The sequence below is a fragment of the Micromonospora sp. NPDC018662 genome, from assembly GCF_044391475.1.
Classification (GTDB): Bacteria; Actinomycetota; Actinomycetes; order Mycobacteriales; family Micromonosporaceae; genus Micromonospora.
In genome coordinates, this window is record NZ_JBISAC010000008.1 from 80,022 (window position 1) to 99,792 (window position 19,771).

Below are 19,771 nucleotides of genomic sequence, written 5' to 3' on the forward strand. Positions count from 1 at the left end.
CTAGCATCGCCGCCGGTCCCGGGCCCAGCAGGGCGACTGTCGGTAGGCTGGCGATCATGCGGGTCGAGACGCGAGGTCTGACGTTCGAGGTACGCACCGGCGGCCCCGAGGACGGCGATCCCGTCCTACTGCTGCACGGCTTCCCGCAGCACGCCGGCGAGTGGGACGCGGTGACGCCCGCGCTGCACGCCGCCGGGCTCCGCACGTACGCGCTCGACCAGCGCGGCTACTCGCCCGGCGCACGGCCGGAGGCGGTCGAGGCGTACCGGATCCCGGATCTGGTGGCCGACGCGGCCGGCGTGCTGGACGCGCTCGGGGTGACCGGCGCGCACCTGGTCGGCCACGACTGGGGTGCGATAGTGGCCTGGGGCCTGGCCGCGGCGCACCCGGAGCGGGTGCGGACGCTGACCGCGGTGTCGGTGCCGCACCCGGCCGCGATGGGCCACGCGCTCGCCACCGACCCCCGGCAGAAGGCCAAGTCCGCCTACATGGCGCTGTTCCGGATGCCGGGCAAGGCGGAGAAGGTGCTGCTGGCGCTGCACGGCGCCGCGCTGCGCCGGCTGCTGCGCGGCGTCGGCGACGCGGCCACGGTTGCCCGGTACGCCGACCCGATGCGGGAGCCGGGGGCGCTCACCGCGGCGCTCAACTGGTACCGCGCGATGAGTGGGTCGGACATGAAGGCGGTCGGGCCGGTGGCGGTGCCGACCACGTACGTGTGGAGCGACAAGGACGTGGCGATCGGCCGGACCGCCGCCGAGGCGTGCGCGGGGCACGTCACCGGTGACTACCGCTTCGTGACCCTGCCCGGCGTCAGTCACTGGATTCCCGACGAGGCCCCGGGCCCGCTGGCCGAGGCCGTCCTCGCCCGGGTCCGCGGAACGGAGGAAGCATGACGGTGAGCGCCGAGGCGTACCTGACGGTGGTGACCGAGACGATGAGCCGGGTGGCCGCCGCGCAACGGGCGAACGTGGCCGACGCGGCCGACCTGATCGCGGCGGCGCTGCGTGCCGACGGGGTGGTGCACGCGTTCGGCACCGGGCACTCCGAGGCGCTCGCCATGGAGATCGCCGGTCGGGCCGGCGGGCTGGTGCCCACCAACCGGATCGCGCTGCGTGACCTGGTGCTGATCGGCGGCGACCCGGCCGATGTGCTGGGCCCGAAGCTGGAACGCGACCCGGCGGTGGCGCACCGCCTCTACGAGTTGGCCCCGATCCGGCCGACGGACGTGTTCGTGCTCGCCTCCAACTCGGGCGTGAACGGGGCGATGGTGGAGTTCGCGTCGATCGTGAAGGAGCGCGGGCACGGCCTGGTGGCGATCACCTCCGCGCAGCACTCGGCGCGGATGACCTCGCGGCATCCGTCCGGCCGCAAGCTCGCCGACTTCGCCGACGTGGTGCTGGACAACGGCGCCCCGTACGGCGACGCCACGCTGCCGCTGCCCGGTGGCGGCGCGGTCGGCGCGGTCTCCTCGATCACCGCGGCGCTGCTGGCCCAGCAGATCACCACCGAGGTGGTGGCGCGGCTGGTGGCCGCGGGGGAGCGGCCGCCGGTCTACCTGTCGGCCAACATCACCGGCGGCGACGAGCACAACGCCGAGCTGGAAGCACGGTACGCAGGGCGGATCCGCCGGGGCTCGTGAACCGGTTTCGTGATCATCCGAATCGGGCACAGGCGCTGCTGCCGGCGGGCGTTCACTCGCCGGCCGTGCCGTCTTCACCGGAGGTTCACGAGTGTCCAAGGAATCCGAGAAGCAGCGCTGGCAGCGCAACTTCGCCGATCTGTTGCAGGAGCTGCGTGTCGCGCAGACCGGCGTGCAGATCCTCTTCGCCTTCTTGCTGACGCTGCCGTTCAGCAACGGGTTCACCCGGACCACCGAGTTCCAGCGTGACGTCTACATCCTGGCACTGCTGACCGCCGCCGCGTCCGCTGCGATGATCATCTCGCCGGTCGCGTTCCACCGGGCGCTGTTCCGTCAGGGTCGCAAGCCGGAGCTGGTCCGCTTCGCCCACCGGATGGCCACCGGCGGCCTGTTCTTCATGCTGATCGCCATGGTCAGCTCGGTGCTGCTGGTCACCGACTTCGTGCTGGACCGGCCGATCGCGTTCCTGCTCAGCGCCGTTACCGGGATCTGGTTCCTGACGTTCTGGGCGATCCTGCCGTTCGCGCGGCGCAACTGGGGTGAGGACGACATCGACGACGATGACGACGACCCGCAGACGCTGACCGGCGACTGACGGCCCGCCAAATCGGACGTGCACACGACGCTACCCCTGGGTAACACCCGGGGGTAGCGTCGTTTTCGTCGCATCCGGACCGACCATCCAGGAGGCAGCCGTGACCACGACACAGAACAATGCCGACGGGGTGGGGCCGCTGCCCACCGAGGCGGGCCAGGTCTCCGAGGAGGAGGCCCGCCAGGTCGCCGAGGCGGCCCGCGAGGCGGCCTGGGACCGGCCCAGCTTCGGCAAGGAACTCTTCCTCGGCCGGTTCCGGCTCGACCTGATCGACCCGTGGCCCCGGTCCGACCCGGCCGACGTGGCCCGCGCGGAGGAGTTCCTCGGCGCGTTCGGGGCGTACCTGGGCGACGAGGTGGACGGCGCGGCGATCGAGCGCGACGCGCGCATCCCCGACGACGTGTTCCACGGAATGGCCCGGCTCGGCGCCTTCGGCATGAAGATCGACCAGAAGTACGGCGGGCTCGGGCTCAGCAACCTGCACTACTGCCGCGCGTTGATGCTCGCCGGCTCGGTGAGCCCGGCGATCGGCGCGCTGCTCTCCGCGCACCAGTCGATCGGCGTGCCGCAACCGCTGAAGATGTTCGGCACGCCCGAGCAGAAGGAGCGTTTCCTGCCCCGGCTGGCCGCGGGCGAGGTCTCCGCGTTCCTGCTCACCGAGCCGGACGTCGGCTCCGACCCGGCCCGGCTGGCCACCACCGCCGAGCCGACCCCCGACGGCACCGGCTACCGGCTCAACGGGGTGAAGCTCTGGGCCACCAACGGCACGGTCGCCACCCTGCTGGTGGTGATGGCCCGGGTGCCGGCCACCGAGGGGCGGCGCGGCGGGATCACCGCGTTCGTGGTGGAGGGCGACAGCGAGGGCATCACGGTGGAGCGGCGCAACGCCTTCGTCGGGCTGCGCGGCCTGGAGAACAGCCTCACCCGGTTCCACGACGTGGTGGTGCCGAAGGAGAACGTGATCGGCGGCGAGGGCAAGGGCCTGAAGATCGCGCTGACCACGCTGAACACCGGTCGGCTGTCGCTGCCGGCGATGTGCGTGGGCGCCGGCAAGTGGGCGCTCAACGTGGCCCGGGAGTGGGCCGCGGACCGGGTCCAGTGGGGCCGGCCGGTCGGCGAGCACGAGGCGGTGGCGAAGAAGCTCGCGTTCATCGCGGCCACCACGTACGGCATGGAGTCCATGCTGGACCTGTCCTGCCTGCTGGCCGACGACGACCGCAATGACATCCGGATCGAGGCGGCGCTGGTCAAGCTGTACGCCAGCGAGATGGCCTGGCGGATCGCCGACGAGCTGATCCAGATCCGGGGCGGGCGCGGCTACGAGACCGCCGACTCGCTCGCCGCCCGGGGCGAACGCCCGGCCGCGGTCGAGCAACTCCTGCGGGACCTGCGGATCAACCGGATCTTCGAGGGCTCCACCGAGATCATGCACCTGCTGATCGCCCGCGAGGCGGTCGACGCGCACCTCTCGGTGGCCGGCGACATCATCGACCCGGACGCCGGGCTGGGCCGCAAGGCCGCCGCCGGCGCGCGGGCCGGTGCCTTCTACGCGAAGTGGCTGCCCACGCTGACCGTCGGCAAGGGGCAGGCGCCCGGGGCGTACCAGGAGTTCGGGCCGCTGGCCGGGCACCTGCGGCACGTCGAGCGGACCTCCCGCAAGCTGGCCCGGTCGACGTTCTACGCGATGTCCCGGTGGCAGGGCAAGATGGAGCGCAAGCAGGCGTTCCTCGGCCGGGTGGTGGACATCGGCGCGGAGCTGTTCGCGATGTCCGCAGTCTGCGTCCGGGCCTGTGCCGAACGGCTCGAACACCCGGAGAACGTCGAGCTGGCCGACCTGTTCTGCCGCCAGGCGCGGCTGCGCGTCGAGGAGCTGTTCACCGGCCTCTGGTCGAACACCGACTCGGTCGACGTGGCCGCCGCGAAGCGGATCGTCGCCGGCCGGTACCCCTCCGTGGAGGCCGGCGTGGTCACCCCACCGGCCGACCTGCCGTGGGTGGCCCGCTGGGAACCCGGCCCGTCCACCGCCGAGGACGTCCGCCGCCGCATCCCCCCGGCCGGCTGACCCGCCATCCCCGGCCCCTGCCCGCCTCGGCCCCTGCCCGTCTCGGGGTGCGTTCGGTCGGTCCGTGGCCACGTCGGCATCCGTCGGTTGCGCCGGGTAGCCGCTGGGAGAAGGCATCCCGTTGACGCGGTATACCTGTGAGTCATAAAAATGACTCACAGGTATACCGGGAAAAAGCATGCACCTCTTTCCCGGGAGCCGGTGAGCGAAGCGTCAGCGGGCGATGGCCCAGGCGAGGACGGCGGCGAGGATCAGGCCGTTGAGCGCGGCCAGCACCAGGTAGGCCGCGGGCGGGATCTTGCGGCCCTTGCGGACGAAACTCACCAGCACGCCCGCGTAGGCCAGCAGCAGCACGGCCACGACGATCAGGAAGTACAGCACCGGGACACCCTACCGGCCGGTGCGCAACCCCAGTCTGCGCAGCTCCAGCGCCGCGAGCGCGTCGACGGTGGCGTCGTCGCCGCGCCGCCACGCCTCGGCCACGTCCGGCGCGATCCGCTGGAGCTTCGACAACGGCTGCCCGGCGAGCGCGCGCAGCGCCAGCAGGTCCCGCCCGGCCGGCCCGGTGGCCATCGCCTTCGCCGCGCCGGCCCGGCGCATCCAGCGCACCCGCAGCGGCAGCCAGCCGAAGAGCACCAGGCCGAGCGGGAACACCAGCACCGCGACGGTCAACGCGAGCGCCAACTGGCCGACCAGCTCCTCCTGGTCCCGGCCGGCCTCGGCCATCGCGCGCGCGGCGTCGGCGGCCCGCTTGAAGGGCGCGGTCAGCTCGTCGCCGACCAGCGGCACGCGGCCCACCTTGCCGCCGGCGTCGGCCAGGTTGTCGGCGAGGCCGCCGCCGGCGCCCTCCAGCTTCTGCCCGGGTACGGCGAGCTTCTCGACCAGGTCGTGCAGCCAGAGCGCGAAGCGGATCGCCGCGTACACCCAGACGACCACGAGCAGGTCGGTCAGGAGCTGGCGGAGGGCGGTCGGAAAACGGTCGGCGTAGATCTTCACGCCGGACAGCCTGCCACGGCGTGGCCCCGGCGGCACCGGTCGGATTTACCGGCCGGCGCAGGCCGGGCAGGTGCCGAAGATCTCCAGGGTGTGGCTGACCTCGGTGAAGCCGTGCTCGGCGGAGATGCGGTCCGCCCACTTCTCCACCGCCGGCCCGGCCACCTCGACGGTACGACCGCAGCCCCGGCAGACCAGGTGGTGGTGGTGCCCGTCGTCACTGCACCGCCGGTAGAGGTGCTCGCCGCCGGGCGGGCGCATCACGTCGATCTCGCCGGCGTCGGCGAGCACCTGGAGCGTCCGGTAGACAGTGGTCAGCCCGATCCGGTCGCCCCGCCGACGCAGCATGGCGTGCAGGTCCTGGGCGCTGTGGAAGCCCTCGACCTCGTCCAGCAGCGCGCTCACCGCGCTGCGTTGCCGGGTGGTACGCGGGGTGCCGGCGGTCATGCCGGTCCCTCCCCGGCGTGGCTGACCGCGTCCGCCACGATGTGCGCGACGTGCTCGTCGACGAGCGCGTACGCGATCTCCCGGCCGCGTCGCGAGCCGCGCACCACCCCGGCGCCGCGCAACACGCGCAGGTGCTGGGAGACCAGCGGCTGCGGGGCGCCGAGCGTCTCGACCAGCTCGTGCACGCAGCGCTCGCCCTCGGCCAGCTCGCTGACGATGGCGAGCCGGATCGGGGCCGAGAGGGCGCGTAGCAGCTCGCCCGCGCCCTCGAAGGCGTCGTACCCGTTGGTGCCGGTCACCCCGTAACGATAACCACTGCCGGTTGTGCCGGCCTCATCCGAGCAGCACCTCGTGCTCGGCCGGCTCGACGCCGGGCGTGGCCGGCGCCGGTCGGCCGCGCCGCAGCTTCCGCACGCCGGCCGCGAGCAGCGCCACCACCAGGAACGAGCCGATCGCCACCAGCACCACCGAGGCGCCGGGCGCGGTGTCGGCGGTGGCGGCCACCCACACCCCGGCCCCGGCGGCGAACAGGCCCAATGCCATGGCCGCCGTCATGGTGGACCGGAAGCCGCGGGTCACCTGCTGGGCGGTGGCCACCGGCACCACCATCAACGCGCTGATCAGCAGCACCCCGACCGCCCGCATGGCGATGGTCACGGTCACCGCGGTGCCCACCGCGATGAGCAGGTTCAGCGCCCGCACCGGCAGGCCGGAGACGCGCGCGTACTCCTCGTCGTGGCAGACCGCGAACAGCGCCGGGCGCAGCAGCAGCATGGTCACCAGCAGCACCGCGCCCAGCACCCCGATGGTGACCAGGTCCGTCGGCGACGTGGTGGTCAACGACCCGAACAGGTACGCGTTGAGCGATCCGCTGCTGGCGTCGGAGAGCCCGACCAGCATCACGCCGCCGGCGATGCCGCCGTAGAACAGCAGCGCGAGCGCGAGGTCGCCGGAGGTCCGCCCGTACGCGCGGACCAGCTCGATGACGACCGCGCCGAGCGTGGCGGCGAGCACCGCCACCAGCACCGGGGAACGGTTGAGCAGCAGCCCGGCGCCGACGCCGGTGAGCGCCACGTGCCCGATGCCGTCGCCGATCAGCGCCAGCCGGCGCTGCACCAGGTAGATGCCGAGCGCCGGCGCGGCCAGGCCGATGACCAACGCGCCGACCAGGGCGCGGAGCATGAAGTCGTACTGGAAGAGATCCATCTCAGATGCCTGTCCAGAGCCCGGCGGGCTCCTCGTCGCAGTGCGGGTGCACGTGCTCGTGGTCCGGGTCGGCGTGGTGGCCGGCCGGCTCGGGCACCGCGCCGTCGTGGGCGATCCCGCCCTGGTGCACCACCACGGCCCGGCTGATCAGCGGGCGCAGCGGCCCCAGCTCGTGGGCGACCAGCAGCACCGTGCCGCCGCCGTCGCGGAACGCGCGCAGCGCCCCGGCGAACGCCTCCTGGCTGGCCGCGTCCACCCCGGCGGTCGGCTCGTCGAGGACCAGCAGCTCCGGGCCACCGGCGAGCGCGCGGGCGATCAGGACGCGCTGCTGCTGGCCGCCGGAGAGCGTGGCCACCGGGTCGCCGGCCCGGTCGGCGAGCCCGACCGCGCGCAGCGCCTCGGTCACCGCCGCCCGGTCCGCCCGACCGGCGGGCCGCAGCACGCCCCGGCGGGCCAGCCGGCCGGACGCCACCACCTCGGCCACCGTGGCGGGCACCCCGCCGCCGGCGCCGAGCCGCTGCGGGACGTACCCAACGCGGTGCCACTGCCGGAAGCGGCGCTGCGGCGTGCCGAACAGGGTGACCGATCCGGCGCCGAGCGGCACCAGGCCGAGCGCGGCGCGGACCAGCGTCGACTTGCCGGAGCCGTTGGCGCCGAGCACGGCGACCACCTCACCGGCGGTCAGCGTCAGCGAGACGTCGCGCAGCACCGGCCGGCCGTCGTAGCCGACGGTGGCGTGCCCGATGTCGATCACGGGTGGGGTCATGAGCAGTCCAGGGCGGTTCGCAGGGTCTGGAGGTTGGTACGCATCGCGGAGAGGTAGTCGCCCTCGGCCGGTGGGCCCTCGATCGGGTCCAGGACCGCGGTCCGCGCCCCGACCGTCCGGGCGATCGTCTCGGCGACCTTCGGGCTGACCAGCGTCTCGAAGAAGATCGTGGTGGCACCGTGCTCGCGGGCCTCGTTCGTGACCTCGGCGAGCCGCTGCGGGGAGGGCTCGGACTCCGGGGTGAGGCCGGTGAGCCCGATCTGCTCCAGCCGGTAGTGCGCGGCCAGGTAGCCGAAGGCGGTGTGGCTGGTCACGATCTCCCGGCGCTGGCAGGTGCGCAGGCCCTCGGCGTACGCGGTGTCGAGCGTGGTCAGCTCGGCGCGCAGCGCGCCGGCCCGGGCGGTGTAGTCGGCGGCGTGGTCCGGGTCGACCGTGCCGAGGCGCTCGGCGAGCTTGTCGCCGACGGTGGCCAGCCGGGTCGGGTCGAGCCAGAGGTGCGGATCCTTGCCGCCGCCCTCCTCGTCGTGGCCGGCCTCGCCCCCGTGGTCGTGCTCGTGGCCGCCGGCGGCGGCGTCCAGCAGCGGGGTGACGCCGGCCACGTCGAACGCGCGGTCGCCCCCGTTCTGCTCGACCGCCTCGTCCACGGCCGGCTGGAAGCCGGTCAGGTAGACGATCAGCTCGGCGTCGACCACCTGGCCGACCTGGCGGGGGTTCAGCTCCAGGTCGTGCGGCTCCGCGCCGGGCTTGGTCAGGTTGCCGACCACGACCCGGTCGCCGCCGATCCGCTCGGTCAGGAACTGGAGCGGGTAGAACGCGGCCACCACGTCGACCCTGCCCGGGTCCTTGCCGCCACCGCCGTCGCCGTCCGAGCAGGCGCTGAGGCCGCCCACCGTGAGCAGGGCGGCGGTGGCGGCGGCCAGGGCGCGGGGGGTGGCACGAACGGTCATGGGAGCAACTGTCCGCGACAACGAAAATTATTGTCAAAAACGCATGCTTGCATGTCAGCGCGGGTCGGCCCGGCCCGGCGCGGCTCAGCCGACCGTCAGCTTGGCCAGCGCCACCGCGATCAGCAGGGTGAGCATCAGCAGCCGCAGCACCCGGGTCGCCGGCCGCTGCACCGGCCAGGTGACCGACATCAACCCGACCAGCCCGGCCGCCAGCACCAACAGCAGGACGCCGCCGGCCGGGCCGGGCGCGAAGAGGCCGACCAGCACCAGCACCAGCGCGGCGAGGAACACCGTCGTCGGGTTGAGCCGGGCCAACCGGGACAGCACGGGACTCTGCGTACGCTGCATGCCACAAACTCTACGAGGAGGAACGCCGTGCTGGTCACCAACCGGTTCGTGGTGGACGCCGAAACGGCTGACGAGTTCACCCGGGAGGCGCACGCCGCGCTGGCCGCGCTCGCCGCCCGCCCCGGCTACCTGCGCGGCGAACTGCTCCGGGCGCTCGACGACCCGGCCCACTGGTGCCTGCTCACCGAATGGGAGTCGGTCGGGGCCTACCGGCGGGCGCTGGGCGGGTTCGACGTCAAGGTCACCGCCGTGCCGCTGCTCGCCCGATCGGTGGACGAGCCGTCGGCGTACGAGACGCTCGCCAACGCCGCACCGCAGGGCGAGATCGTCGTCGTCGCCAGTGATCGTGCCGCAGGCCCGTACCGCTGAGTCCCGGGGCACTACCCTGGCGCGTATGACCGCTCCCGGACCGGCCGCGCCACCTCCGCCACCCGTGCCGCCCGGCACGCCGCCGGCCGCCCCGGCGGACCCCGGCGTACCCGCGCCGCCGCCCGGTCCCGGCGTCGCGCCGCCGTTCGCCGCCCCGCCCACCGAGGGCGGACGGGCCCGGCTCTGGCTCGGTCTCGGCGTCGGCGCGCTGGCCGTGGTGCTCTGCTGCGGCGGGGGCGGCGCGGCGGTGGTCGGGTTGGCGGTGAGCAACGTGCAGGCGGTCGGCGAGCAGGGCCGGGCGGTCACCGACGACTACTACCAGGCGCTGGTCGCCCGCGAGTGGTCCAAGGCGTACGACCGGCTCTGCGACGACGCCCGGCGACGCGAGTCCCGGCCGGAGTTCGAGCGGCGGGCCGCCACCGAGCCGCAGATCTCCGGCTACCGGGTCGGCAAGGTCGACACCACCACGCTGACCGTGCCGGTGGACGTGACGCTGGCCGGTGGGCGGCGGGAGGCGCAGACCGTCACGCTCGCGCCCGACCGGCAGACCGGCGGCATGGAGGTCTGCGGGGTGAGCTGACCGGCCCCCGGTATTCTGCTGGGCTCGGGGCCGAGGCGGTCGTACCGTGGTCCCGAACAGCCCGGTTCCATCCATCTCGACCGCGCCGACCGCCAGCCGGCGTAGGAGGAAACATGCCAGCCGACCGTATCGACGCCGTCGTCAGCCTCGCCAAGCGCCGGGGCTTCGTCTTCCCCTCCAGCGAGATCTACGGGGGCACCCGGTCGGCGTGGGACTACGGCCCGCTCGGCGTCGAGCTGAAGGAGAACGTCCGCCGGCAGTGGTGGCGGACCATGGTCCAGCAGCGCGACGACGTGGTCGGCCTCGACTCCGCGGTCATCCTGGCCCGCAAGGTCTGGGAGGCCAGCGGCCACATCGCCGAGTTCGTCGACCCGCTGACCGAGTGCCAGTCCTGCCACAAGCGGTTCCGCGCCGACCACCTGGAAGAGGCGTACGAGGCCAAGCACGGCAAGCCGCTGACCTCGCTGACGGAGCTGAACTGCCCCAACTGCGGCAACAAGGGCACCTTCACCGAGCCGAAGATGTTCAACGGCCTGATGAAGACCTACCTGGGCCCGGTGGAGAGCGACGAGGGCCTGCACTACCTGCGCCCGGAGACCGCCCAGGGCATCTTCGTCAACTACAAGAACGTCGAGACGGTCGCCCGCAAGAAGCCGCCGTTCGGCATCGCGCAGACCGGCAAGTCGTTCCGCAACGAGATCACCCCGGGCAACTTCATCTTCCGCACGCGCGAGTTCGAGCAGATGGAGATGGAGTTCTTCGTCGAGCCGGGCACCGACGAGCAGTGGCACGAATACTGGCTCCAGGAGCGCTGGAACTGGTACCTCGACCTCGGCCTGTCCGAGGAGAACCTGCGCTTCTACGAGCACCCCAAGGAGAAGCTCTCCCACTACTCGAAGCGCACCGTCGACATCGAGTACAAGTTCCGGTTCGGCGGCACCGAGTTCGCCGAGCTGGAGGGCATCGCCAACCGCACCGACTTCGACCTCTCCACGCACAGCAAGCACTCCGGCGTCGACCTGTCGTACTTCGACCAGACGAAGCAGGAACGCTGGATGCCGTACGTGATCGAGCCGGCCGCCGGCCTCACCCGCGCGGTGCTGGCGTTCCTGCTCGAGGCGTACGACGAGGACGAGGCCCCGAACACCAAGGGCGGCGTGGACAAGCGCACCGTGATGCGCTTCGACCCGCGGCTGGCCCCGGTCAAGGTGGCGGTGCTGCCGCTGTCCCGCAACGAGGCGCTCTCGCCGAAGGCCAAGCAGCTCGCCGCCGACCTGCGCAAGCGCTGGGTGGTCGAGTTCGACGACTCGCAGGCGATCGGCCGCCGCTACCGCCGCCAGGACGAGATCGGCACGCCGTTCTGCGTCACCGTCGACTTCGACACCCTCGACGACAACGCGGTGACCGTCCGGAACCGGGACACCATGGCCCAGGAGCGCGTCGCGCTGGACCAGGTAGAGCGCTACCTGATCGAGCGCCTCCCCGGCTGCTGAGGTGTAAGGCGGGGGCCCTTCTTAACGCATTCGGTAGAGGAAGGGCCCCCGCTTAACACCCCGCTGCCGGCGCGGCATGGACTACGACGGTTGCCCCGAGACCCTGCCGGGAAGCGTGCGCCTGCTCCACCGTCCGGCGTACCCGCTGGGGCTCGCGCCGGATCTGCGCCGGGGTGAAGTGCAGGATCATCACCCCGAGCCGGCTCAGCTCGTTGTGGCGGTCGAGCGTGCGTGCCCAGCCTTCCGGGCTGAGGTGGTACTCCCGCGAGTCGACCTCCAGCGCCAGCGCCGACTCGGCAAGGTACCCGTCGGGCGTCGGCAGCGTGTGCCCCTCATCGGTCGTCAATCGTGGGTTCCAGAGGATCGCCGGGAGCAGCCGGCTCCCGGCGAGACAGTCCCGCAACTCGGCCTCCGGCGCGGAGCGGGTGCCGGCCGTCACCTCGTGGAAAGCCTTCCGGACCAGTGCCGTACGGCTGCGCCTCGCCCGGATGATCTCCTCGTCCAGGGCGGCCAGGTCGGTGAAACTCCGTTGGACGGCCTCGGCCACGATCGCCCGTACCGTCCGCAGGTCGCGCAGGTCACGGGCGGCGTCGACGACAGCCCGCGCGGGCGAGCACACCGGGTAGTGGTCGGTCGGCCGTGCCTTCGGATCGAGCGACAGAGCCCGGGACACCAGCACGTGACCGGTCGACTTGCGGCTCGTCTCGTGTGGGACGAGCAGGTGTACGTCGGTGGTCCGCGGACTGTATCGGAAGCCGTACCAGGAGAGCGCGGACAGCCCGGTCAGCTGGGCGCCTCGGCCGGCGTACAGGGCGGCGGAGATCCGTCGCTGTTCGTCGGTCAGCACGCCGGTGACCAGGGCGTACGTCGCCGGCAGGACGCGTTGCCAACGGCCCCGACGGGTCTGTCGGTAGATGAACATGTCGTCGTAGCCGGCTTCCAGCAGTTGGACGCGCGTGACCAGATCCTGTTGGCGGTGCGCGACTTCCGCCAGCCGGGGCGGGTGATCGACCATGCGGCAAGCGTGGGCGACGCGCGGGCCTTCGTCCTGCCCGTCGCCCCGTCCTGTGGACAACCACCCTGCTTGTGGAAGCCTCGCAGCTCCCACCGGCGCTGTGATATGCGCCGTGTTAAGCGGGGCCCCCGCCTATGCAGAAGGCGTTAAGCGGGGCCCCCTCCTTACACTTGGGCGGTGAGTGAGCTGAAGATCGGGCCGTATGCGGTGTGGCCGCCGGTGGTGCTCGCGCCGATGGCCGGGATCACCAACGTCGGCTTCCGGCGGCTCTGCCGCGAGCAGGGCGGCGGCATCTACGTCTGCGAGATGATCACCACCCGCGCGCTGGTCGAGCGGAACCCGAAGACGCTGCGCATGATCGCGTTCGGCGCCGACGAGCACCCGCGCAGCCTCCAGCTCTACGGCACCGACCCGGAGATCACCGCAGCCGCCGTGCGGATCGTGGTCGAGCGGGACCTCGCCGACCACATCGACCTGAACTTCGGCTGCCCGGTGCCGAAGGTGACCCGTCGGGGCGGCGGCTCGGCCCTGCCGTGGCGGCGCCGGCTCTTCGCCCGGCTGGTCAAGGCCGCGGTGGACGCCGCGTCACCGGCCGGGGTGCCGGTCACGGTCAAGATGCGCAAGGGCATCGACGACGACCACCTGACGTACGTCGAGGCCGGGCTCGCCGCCCAGGACGCCGGCGTGGCGGCGGTCGCCCTGCACGGGCGTACGGCGGCGCAGCGCTACTCGGGCACCGCCGACTGGGACGCGATCGCCACGCTCAAGGCGGCGCTGGACGTGCCGGTGCTCGGCAACGGCGACATCTGGGAGGGCGGCGACGCGTTGCGGATGGTCGCCCACACCGGCGTGGACGGCGTGGTGGTGGGGCGTGGCTGCCTGGGCCGGCCGTGGCTCTTCGCCGACCTGGAGGCCGCGTTCGACGGCCGTACCGACCGGCGGCTGCCCACGCTGGGCGAGGTGGCGGTGACCATGCGGCGGCACGCCGAGCTGCTGGTGGAGCAGTTCGTCGCCGGGGCCCGCAACCCGGCCCGGGGCGAGCGGGACGGCTGCACCGACTTCCGCAAGCACGTGGCCTGGTATCTGAAGGGCTTCCCGATCGGCGGCGAGCTGCGCCGCTCGCTCGCCATGATCGAGAGCCTGGCCCAGCTCGACGACCTGCTCGGCAAGCTCGACCCGGAGCTGCCGTTCCCGGTCGAGACGCTCGGCCAGCCGCGCGGCCGGACCAATTCTCCGGGCAAGGTCTTCCTGCCCGACGGCTGGCTGGCCAGCCGCGACGACGACACCCCGCCGGACGGCGCCGAGCTGGACGACTCCGGCGGCTGAGCCGGGTACGCCGAAGGGCCCGACCCCGCGGGGTCGGGCCCTTCGGCACATGGTCAGGAGCTGTAGCCGCGGCTGGCGATCCAGTGCGCCAGGGCGTCCACGTCCATCCGGTAGGAGGCCTGGTCCGGGTTCGCCGAGTCGGCGATCGTCACGACCTTCCCGCCGTCGCGGTAGCCCACCACGCTGATGTAGTGGCCACCCTCGAAGGAGTGGACGTTGCCGTCGGTGTCGGTCGCGGTGCCGGCGATGTTGGCCACCACGGCCCGGCCGTCGTCCACCGCTCGCACGATGTCGCCGCGCAGCTTGTCGACCTTGTCACCGGCCTTGTCCACCGGGATCTCGGTGGACTTGTAGACGTCCTTGCCGGTCTCCTTGTTCAGGATCGGGGTGATGTCGTTGATGCTGTTGGTGCCGGCCTCGGTGGTGCCCATCTCCTTGGCCATGGCGTCCACGTCGATGTTCTTGCCCTGCACGCTGAGCGCGTTGCGGGCCGCGGCCGGGCCGCAGAAGTAGAAGTTGGGCTGGGCCTCGTAGCGCACGTTCAGCTCCCGCTCGCCGTGGCCCCGACGGTCGGTCGTGACCTGGGCGGTGCGCTCGGCGGGGGCGGCCTGGGCGGCGATGGCGGGGCCGGCGATGCCACCGGCGGTGGCGGCGATGCCGGCAGCGGTCAGCACGGTCTTGCGCAGCAGAGTGGTAGCCATGATCAGTTGCCTCTCTGTCGGGGGTGCGCGGCGATCGGGGGATGCCGCGGGAAGTGTGACGGGGCCCGGCGGGGTGGCTTCGGACCCGGGGGCCGGCGGCCGGGCGGCCAGGGGCCTGCTCCGGCGGCTCGGGGTGTAACGACCGGCGGCCGGGGGCCATTCCCGGCCCGTCCGGCGACGGCCTCAGGGGGATGGCTCTTCCCGCTGTCCTCGGCGGCCCACCGTGTGGGCGGCCGGTTCGGCGCGGTCAGCCATGTTCAACGCCCCCACCCCGGCGTCGATTCCGCCGTGGCGGTGGCGCCGACCACCGTCGCCGTCCACCGAACCGGACATTCCCGCGTCGCCCGACGAAATCCTGCCTTCGAGATCTTGGTAGGAGATGGCCCCCATAGGGGCCGTTCCGTGCCAAGATCTCGTCGAGTCCTACCTTTCGGAACGTCAGTCCTGATGGGTGAGAGTGGTGGGGCGGACGGGGCCGGTGGGCTGGCGGGGGATCTTGGTGGCGGTGGTCGGCCAGGGGATCTCGGGGGCGGGGTGGAAGGTGATGCCGGCGGTGGCCCAGCGCGGGCCGTGGCCGGCGAGCCGGGCCCGGAACCCGGCCCAGTCGTGCGTCGAGCGGGGTGACCAGCCCAGCTCGGCAACGGCGGGCAGGCGGGGGAAGAGCATGAACTCCAGCTCGGCGCGGGTGGTGAGCGACTCGGTCCACAGCGGCGCCTCCACGCCCAGCACGGCCTCGGCCGGTACGCCGTGGACGTGGTCGCCCGGGTCCCAGTCGTACGCGCGTCGCACGTCGATGAGACCCGCCCAGTCGTGCCCGATCGGCGTGTCCGGGGCGTACTTCATGTCCAGGTAGGCGTGGTTGCCGGGGGAGAGGATCAGCCGGGCGCCCCGGCGCACCGCGTCGGCCGTCTCGGGGTCGTCGCCGTTCGTGCCCCACCACTGCAGGACGCGCCCGTCGACGTGCTCGGCCGGGGCGAGTTGGTGCCAGCCGACGACTGTCTTCCCGGTGGCCGCCACCAGGGCCTGGGCCCGCTCGACGAAGGCGCGGTAGCTCGCCGCCGGCACCTTGAACGCCTCGTCGCCGCCGAGGTGCAGCCACGGTCCGGGGGTCAGCGCGGCCACCTCGCCGAACACGTCGGCGACGAAGGCGTACGTCCGCTCGTCGGCGGGGTCGACGTAGCTGAACCCGACGTCGGTGCCGGTGTACGGCGGTGGCGCGGTCTTGCTCGGCGCCAGTTCGGGGTACGCGACAAGCGCCGCGTTGGTGTGCCCCGGCAGGTCGATCTCGGGCACCACTGTCACGTGCCGGCGGGCGGCGTACGCGACGATCCGCCGGTAGTCGTCAGGGGTGTACCAGCCGCCCGGGCCGCCGCCGACCCCGGTGGCGCCGCCGACCTCGGCGAGTCGGGGCCAGGAGTCGACGGCGATCCGCCAGCCCTGGTCGTCGGTGAGGTGCAGGTGCAGGTGGTTGAGCTTGTACCGGGCCAGGTGGTCGACCATCCGCAGCACGTCCTCGACGCCGAAGAAGTGCCGGGCGACGTCGAGCATGGCGCCCCGGTAGGGGAAGCGCGGCCGGTCGACGATCGTGCCGCCGGGCACCGTCCAGCGTTCGGCGACCGTTGTGGCGCTCTCGACCGCCGCGGGCAGGAGCTGCCGCAGCGTCTGCGCGCCGTGGAACAGCCCGGCCGGCGTGTCGGCCGTGAGCCGGACGCCGGTGGCGGTGACGTCGAGGCGGTAGCCCTCGTCCCCGAGCGCCGCGTCGCCGCCCGGCGCGTCGCCGCCCGTGGTGCCGCCGGCCGCGGAGACGGTGAGCGTCAGCGGGGCGTCCGGCCCGGGATCGGCGACGTCGGTCACCGGGAGCGGGAAGCCGGTGGGCGGGCGCAACCAGCCGGCGAGCTGCTCGGCCACGTCCCGGCCGGCGGGGCTGACCCGCAGCGCCGCGTCCGGCGGCAGGGTGAAGTCGCCCGCCGGGTCGGGGTGCACCCGTTCGGGGGCCGGCACGACGTCGGCGAGGCGGACCGGCGCGGGCGGGGCGAGCTGCTCGGCGGCCCGCTCGGCGGCGACGCGGGCCAGCTCGGCGGTGCTCGGCGACACGCCGGGCAGGGGACCGGTCTCGGGGGCTACGGGGTTGGTCGACACGGCGACGGCTCCGAGGGGTGTATTCGTGCGGGATATGGCAAAGGTCAGGTTCGGCGATATCCAGTGCCGTCAAGAGTACGAGGGGAATCGGAATTGCGTGATCCTGCGCGTGGAAGCGTTCCCAAAAACCGGTACGGACGTGGGCAGTGGTGACTGTTGTGCCGATCGTCACCGAACGGTCCCAGGTCCCGCGAAGTTCGCTTAACCTTCGCCCACCGATCGCTGACGAGCCGGGATTACCGGTGGTCGCTCCCGGGGTATGTCCGAACTGAACCTTCGTTAAGTGTCAATGGCGCGCGTGGGAGGCTCTGGTGGCAACGCAGGAAACGGTCGAGAGTAAGTACGTCTACGACTTCGCCGAGGGCAACAAGGATCTCAAGGACCTGCTCGGCGGCAAAGGGGCCAACCTGGCCGAGATGACCAACCTCGGCCTGCCCGTCCCGCCCGGCTTCACCATCACCACCGAGGCCTGCCAGGCGTACCTCTCGACCGGGCGGGAGCCGGACGGCCTGGCCGGGCAGATCGAGGCGCACCTGGAGTCCCTGGAACGCCAGATGGGCCGCCGGCTCGGCGACCCGGACGACCCGCTGCTGGTCTCCGTCCGCTCCGGCGCCAAGTTCTCCATGCCCGGCATGATGGAGACCGTCCTCAACGTGGGCCTCAACGACCGCAGCGTCATCGGCCTGAGCACCCAGGCCGGGGGGAACGACAGGTTCGCCTGGGACTCCTACCGCCGGCTGATCCAGATGTTCGGCAAGACCGTCTGCGAGGTGCCGGGCGAGGAGTTCGAGCACGCGCTCGACGACGCCAAGCACGCCAAGGGCACGCGCAACGACCTCGACCTGGACGCCGACGACCTGCGTGGGCTGGTCGACGCGTACAAGAAGATCTTCGCCAAGCACACCGGGCGGGAGTTCCCGCAGGAGCCGCGCGAGCAGCTCGACCTGGCCATCCGCGCGGTCTTCGAGTCGTGGAACGCGGAGCGGGCCATCCTCTACCGCCGGCAGGAGCGCATCCCGGCCGACCTGGGCACCGCGGTCAACGTGGTGAGCATGGTGTTCGGCAACCTCGGGCCGGACTCCGGCACCGGCGTCGCGTTCACCCGCGACCCGGGCAGCGGCGCGCAGGGCATCTACGGCGACTACCTGGCCAACGCCCAGGGCGAGGACGTGGTGGCCGGCATCCGCAACACCGTGCCGTTGCAGGAGCTGGAGCAGCTCGACAAGAACTCCTACGACGAGCTGCTCGGGATCATGGCCCGGCTGGAGGAGCACTACAAGGACCTCTGCGACATCGAGTTCACCATCGAGCGCGGCAAGCTCTGGATGCTCCAGACGCGGGTCGGCAAGCGCACCGCCGCCGCCGCGTTCGTCATCGCCGGCCAGCTCGTCGACGAGGGCCTGATCGACCTGGACGAGGCGCTGCACCGGGTCAACGGCGCGCAGCTCGCCCAGCTGATGTTCCCGCGCTTCCAACTCGACCACGACTTCCAGCCGGTGGCCCGGGGCATCGGCGCGTCCCCCGGGGCCGCCTCCGGCAAGGTGGTCTTCACCTCGGCCCGCGCGGTCGAGCTGGCCGCCGAGGGGGAGTCGGTGATCCTGGTCCGCCGGGAGACGAACCCGGACGACCTCACCGGCATGATCGCCGCCAAGGGCATCCTCACCTCGCGTGGCGGCAAGACCAGCCACGCCGCCGTGGTGGCCCGGGGCATGGGCAAGACCTGCGTCTCCGGCGCCGACGAGCTGGAGGTGAACGTCCCGGCGAAGCGGTTCACCGTCGGCGGGCACACCGTCGGCGAGGGCGACGTGGTCTCGATCGACGGCACCACCGGCAAGGTCTACCTCGGCGAGGTGCCGGTCATGCCGTCCGAGGTGGTGCAGTACTTCGAGGGCAGCCTCGACCCGGCGCACATCGACAACCCGCTGGTCCGCGCCGTACACCGGATCATGACGCACGCCGACGCGGCGCGGCGGCTGCGCGTGCGGACGAACGCCGACACCGGCGCGGACGCGGCCCGGGCCCGGCGCTTCGGCGCCGAGGGCATCGGCCTGTGCCGCACCGAGCACATGTTCCTCGGCGACCGCCGGGAGCTGGTCGAGCGGCTCATCCTCGCCGCCGGCGAGCGGGAGCGGGAGGACGCGCTCGCCGCGCTGCTGCCGCTCCAGCGGGCCGACTTCGTGGAGATCTTCCGCGAGATGGACGGCCTGCCGGTGACCGTGCGGCTGATCGACCCGCCGCTGCACGAGTTCCTGCCCCCGCTGGAGCAGCTCGCGGTCAACGTCGCGGTCGCCCAGGAGCGCGGCGAGGACGTGGCCAAGGAGGAGGCGCTGCTCTCCGCCGTCCGGCGGATGCACGAGGAGAACCCGATGCTGGGCCTGCGCGGCGTCCGGCTCGGCCTGGTCATCCCCGGCCTGTTCGCCATGCAGGTCCGCGCGATCGCCGAGGCCGCGGTCGCGGTCACCCGCGACGGCGGCACGGCCTGCCCGGAGATCATGGTGCCGCTGGTCGGCGCCGTCCAGGAGCTGGAGACGGTACGCGCGGAGGCCGAGAAGATCATCGCCGAGGTGGTCGGTGACAGCGGTGTCGAGGTGCTGATCGGCACCATGATCGAGGTGCCCCGGGCGGCGCTGACCGCCGGGCAGATCGCCGAGGCGGCCGAGTTCTTCTCCTTCGGCACCAACGACCTGACACAGATGGCCTGGGGCTTCTCCCGCGACGACGTGGAGGGCGCGTTCTTCTGGCGCTACCTGGAACTGGGCATCTTCGGCATCTCGCCGTTCGAGTCGATCGACGCCGACGGCGTGGGCCGGCTGGTCCGGATCGCCGCCGAGGAGGGCCGGGCCGCCCGCCCCGGGCTGAAGCTGGGCGTCTGCGGCGAGCACGGCGGCGACCCGGACTCGGTGCACTTCTTCCACGCCGTCGGCCTGGACTACGTCTCCTGCTCGCCGTTCCGGGTGCCGGTGGCCCGGCTGGAGGCCGGCCGGGCGGCCATCAGCACCACCGGTTCCGACTCCCGCTGAGCCGGCCGGGGGGGGGGCGCCGGGGGCCGCCGGCGGCCCCCCCCCCCCCGCCCTTGCGGCCCCCCCGGCGGAACCGGAGCGTCCGCCCCGTGTCGCTCAGGTGGGGTGGGCGCCGGTCCGCCGGC

Annotated in this window: 20 protein-coding genes; 9 read left to right on the forward strand and 11 right to left on the reverse strand. The window is 72.7% G+C overall.

Annotation, left to right across the window (positions count from 1 at the left end; genetic code table 11):
* Positions 1–56: 56 nt before the first annotated feature.
* From ACH495_RS22255 to ACH495_RS22270, 4 genes are all read left to right on the forward strand, one after another.
* The gene (locus ACH495_RS22255; protein ID WP_396859627.1) at positions 57–893 is read left to right on the forward strand and encodes an alpha/beta fold hydrolase; all 837 of its coding nucleotides are present in this window, start codon (positions 57–59) and stop codon (positions 891–893) included.
* A complete protein-coding gene (locus ACH495_RS22260) occupies positions 890–1,639 on the forward strand; it encodes a sugar isomerase domain-containing protein (protein WP_396859628.1) in 750 nt (249 codons plus the stop codon). The genes ACH495_RS22255 and ACH495_RS22260 overlap by 4 nt, the downstream gene beginning before the upstream one ends.
* Positions 1,640–1,730: 91 nt before the next feature.
* Positions 1,731–2,234, forward strand: a complete 504-nt coding sequence (locus ACH495_RS22265; protein WP_396859629.1) for a DUF6328 family protein — start codon at positions 1,731–1,733, stop codon at positions 2,232–2,234.
* Positions 2,235–2,334: 100 nt separating this feature from the next.
* On the forward strand, positions 2,335–4,296 hold the full coding sequence (locus tag ACH495_RS22270) for an acyl-CoA dehydrogenase family protein (RefSeq protein ID WP_396859630.1): 1,962 nt from the start codon (positions 2,335–2,337) through the stop codon (positions 4,294–4,296).
* 213 nt (positions 4,297–4,509) lie between these two features.
* On the opposite strand, the gene ACH495_RS22275 is transcribed toward ACH495_RS22270, so the two are convergent.
* From ACH495_RS22275 to ACH495_RS22310, 8 genes are all read right to left on the reverse strand, one after another.
* Entirely contained in the window at positions 4,510–4,677 is a 168-nt protein-coding gene (locus ACH495_RS22275; protein WP_396859631.1) for a hypothetical protein, read from the reverse strand.
* 9 nt (positions 4,678–4,686) lie between these two features.
* Positions 4,687–5,292 (reverse strand): hypothetical protein, encoded by a 606-nt coding sequence (locus tag ACH495_RS22280; protein WP_396859632.1) that lies wholly within the window; start codon positions 5,290–5,292, stop codon positions 4,687–4,689.
* Between the two features lie 45 nt (positions 5,293–5,337).
* Positions 5,338–5,736 carry a Fur family transcriptional regulator gene (locus ACH495_RS22285; RefSeq protein ID WP_396859633.1) on the reverse strand — a complete coding sequence of 133 codons (399 nt, stop codon included), beginning with the start codon at positions 5,734–5,736 and terminating at the stop codon, positions 5,338–5,340.
* Positions 5,733–6,035 (reverse strand): metalloregulator ArsR/SmtB family transcription factor, encoded by a 303-nt coding sequence (locus ACH495_RS22290; protein ID WP_107155730.1) that lies wholly within the window; start codon positions 6,033–6,035, stop codon positions 5,733–5,735. The genes ACH495_RS22285 and ACH495_RS22290 overlap by 4 nt, the downstream gene beginning before the upstream one ends.
* Positions 6,036–6,069: 34 nt before the next feature.
* Entirely contained in the window at positions 6,070–6,942 is an 873-nt protein-coding gene (locus ACH495_RS22295; RefSeq protein ID WP_396859634.1) for a metal ABC transporter permease, read from the reverse strand.
* Between the two features lies 1 nt (position 6,943).
* A complete protein-coding gene (locus tag ACH495_RS22300) occupies positions 6,944–7,708 on the reverse strand; it encodes a metal ABC transporter ATP-binding protein (protein WP_396859635.1) in 765 nt (254 codons plus the stop codon).
* Positions 7,705–8,655: a metal ABC transporter substrate-binding protein gene (locus tag ACH495_RS22305; RefSeq protein ID WP_396859636.1), complete on the reverse strand. Its 951-nt coding sequence runs from the start codon at positions 8,653–8,655 to the stop codon at positions 7,705–7,707. The genes ACH495_RS22300 and ACH495_RS22305 overlap by 4 nt, the downstream gene beginning before the upstream one ends.
* Positions 8,656–8,739: 84 nt before the next feature.
* A complete protein-coding gene (locus ACH495_RS22310; protein WP_396775750.1) occupies positions 8,740–9,003 on the reverse strand; it encodes a DUF6703 family protein in 264 nt (87 codons plus the stop codon).
* 27 nt (positions 9,004–9,030) lie between these two features.
* Between ACH495_RS22310 and ACH495_RS22315 the strand changes: the two genes are divergently transcribed.
* The 3 genes from ACH495_RS22315 (at position 9,031) to ACH495_RS22325 (ending at position 11,445) form a co-directional block, all read left to right on the forward strand.
* Positions 9,031–9,372 (forward strand): antibiotic biosynthesis monooxygenase, encoded by a 342-nt coding sequence (locus ACH495_RS22315; protein ID WP_107155735.1) that lies wholly within the window; start codon positions 9,031–9,033, stop codon positions 9,370–9,372.
* Positions 9,373–9,397: 25 nt separating this feature from the next.
* Complete coding sequence (locus ACH495_RS22320; protein ID WP_396859637.1) at positions 9,398–9,952, forward strand: hypothetical protein; 555 nt, start codon at positions 9,398–9,400, stop codon at positions 9,950–9,952.
* A gap of 113 nt (positions 9,953–10,065) precedes the next feature.
* Positions 10,066–11,445 (forward strand): glycine--tRNA ligase, encoded by a 1,380-nt coding sequence (locus ACH495_RS22325; protein ID WP_396859638.1) that lies wholly within the window; start codon positions 10,066–10,068, stop codon positions 11,443–11,445.
* 52 nt (positions 11,446–11,497) lie between these two features.
* On the opposite strand, the gene ACH495_RS22330 is transcribed toward ACH495_RS22325, so the two are convergent.
* On the reverse strand, positions 11,498–12,460 hold the full coding sequence (locus tag ACH495_RS22330) for a type IV toxin-antitoxin system AbiEi family antitoxin domain-containing protein (RefSeq protein WP_396859639.1): 963 nt from the start codon (positions 12,458–12,460) through the stop codon (positions 11,498–11,500).
* A 177-nt stretch (positions 12,461–12,637) separates the two neighbouring features.
* On the opposite strand from ACH495_RS22330, the gene dusB reads away from it, so the two are divergent.
* Positions 12,638–13,786, forward strand: a complete 1,149-nt coding sequence (dusB, locus tag ACH495_RS22335) for a tRNA dihydrouridine synthase DusB (protein WP_396859640.1) — start codon at positions 12,638–12,640, stop codon at positions 13,784–13,786.
* 53 nt (positions 13,787–13,839) lie between these two features.
* On the opposite strand, the gene ACH495_RS22340 is transcribed toward dusB, so the two are convergent.
* Positions 13,840–14,487 (reverse strand): C39 family peptidase, encoded by a 648-nt coding sequence (locus tag ACH495_RS22340; protein ID WP_396859641.1) that lies wholly within the window; start codon positions 14,485–14,487, stop codon positions 13,840–13,842.
* Positions 14,488–14,925: 438 nt separating this feature from the next.
* On the reverse strand, positions 14,926–16,626 hold the full coding sequence (locus ACH495_RS22345) for a beta-N-acetylhexosaminidase (protein ID WP_396859642.1): 1,701 nt from the start codon (positions 16,624–16,626) through the stop codon (positions 14,926–14,928).
* A gap of 311 nt (positions 16,627–16,937) precedes the next feature.
* Here ACH495_RS22345 and ppdK point away from each other — a divergent pair, with 311 nt between their 5' ends.
* Positions 16,938–19,646 carry a pyruvate, phosphate dikinase gene (ppdK, locus tag ACH495_RS22350; protein WP_396859643.1) on the forward strand — a complete coding sequence of 903 codons (2,709 nt, stop codon included), beginning with the start codon at positions 16,938–16,940 and terminating at the stop codon, positions 19,644–19,646.
* Positions 19,647–19,771: the final 125 nt, after the last annotated feature.

What these genes read in the sequence shown, in the direction of transcription:
- ACH495_RS22255 (WP_396859627.1), top strand. Translation starts at nt 57, where the DNA reads ATGCGGGTCGAGACGCGAGGTCTGACGTTCGAGGTACGCACCGGCGGC.
- ACH495_RS22260 (WP_396859628.1), top strand. Translation starts at nt 890, where the DNA reads ATGACGGTGAGCGCCGAGGCGTACCTGACGGTGGTGACCGAGACGATG.
- ACH495_RS22285 (WP_396859633.1), bottom strand. Translation starts at nt 5,736, where the DNA reads ATGACCGCCGGCACCCCGCGTACCACCCGGCAACGCAGCGCGGTGAGC.
- ACH495_RS22295 (WP_396859634.1), bottom strand. Translation starts at nt 6,942, where the DNA reads ATGGATCTCTTCCAGTACGACTTCATGCTCCGCGCCCTGGTCGGCGCG.
- ACH495_RS22300 (WP_396859635.1), bottom strand. Translation starts at nt 7,708, where the DNA reads ATGACCCCACCCGTGATCGACATCGGGCACGCCACCGTCGGCTACGAC.
- ACH495_RS22305 (WP_396859636.1), bottom strand. Translation starts at nt 8,655, where the DNA reads ATGACCGTTCGTGCCACCCCCCGCGCCCTGGCCGCCGCCACCGCCGCC.
- ACH495_RS22310 (WP_396775750.1), bottom strand. Translation starts at nt 9,003, where the DNA reads ATGCAGCGTACGCAGAGTCCCGTGCTGTCCCGGTTGGCCCGGCTCAAC.
- ACH495_RS22320 (WP_396859637.1), top strand. Translation starts at nt 9,398, where the DNA reads ATGACCGCTCCCGGACCGGCCGCGCCACCTCCGCCACCCGTGCCGCCC.
- ACH495_RS22325 (WP_396859638.1), top strand. Translation starts at nt 10,066, where the DNA reads ATGCCAGCCGACCGTATCGACGCCGTCGTCAGCCTCGCCAAGCGCCGG.
- ACH495_RS22330 (WP_396859639.1), bottom strand. Translation starts at nt 12,460, where the DNA reads ATGGTCGATCACCCGCCCCGGCTGGCGGAAGTCGCGCACCGCCAACAG.
- ACH495_RS22340 (WP_396859641.1), bottom strand. Translation starts at nt 14,487, where the DNA reads ATGGCTACCACTCTGCTGCGCAAGACCGTGCTGACCGCTGCCGGCATC.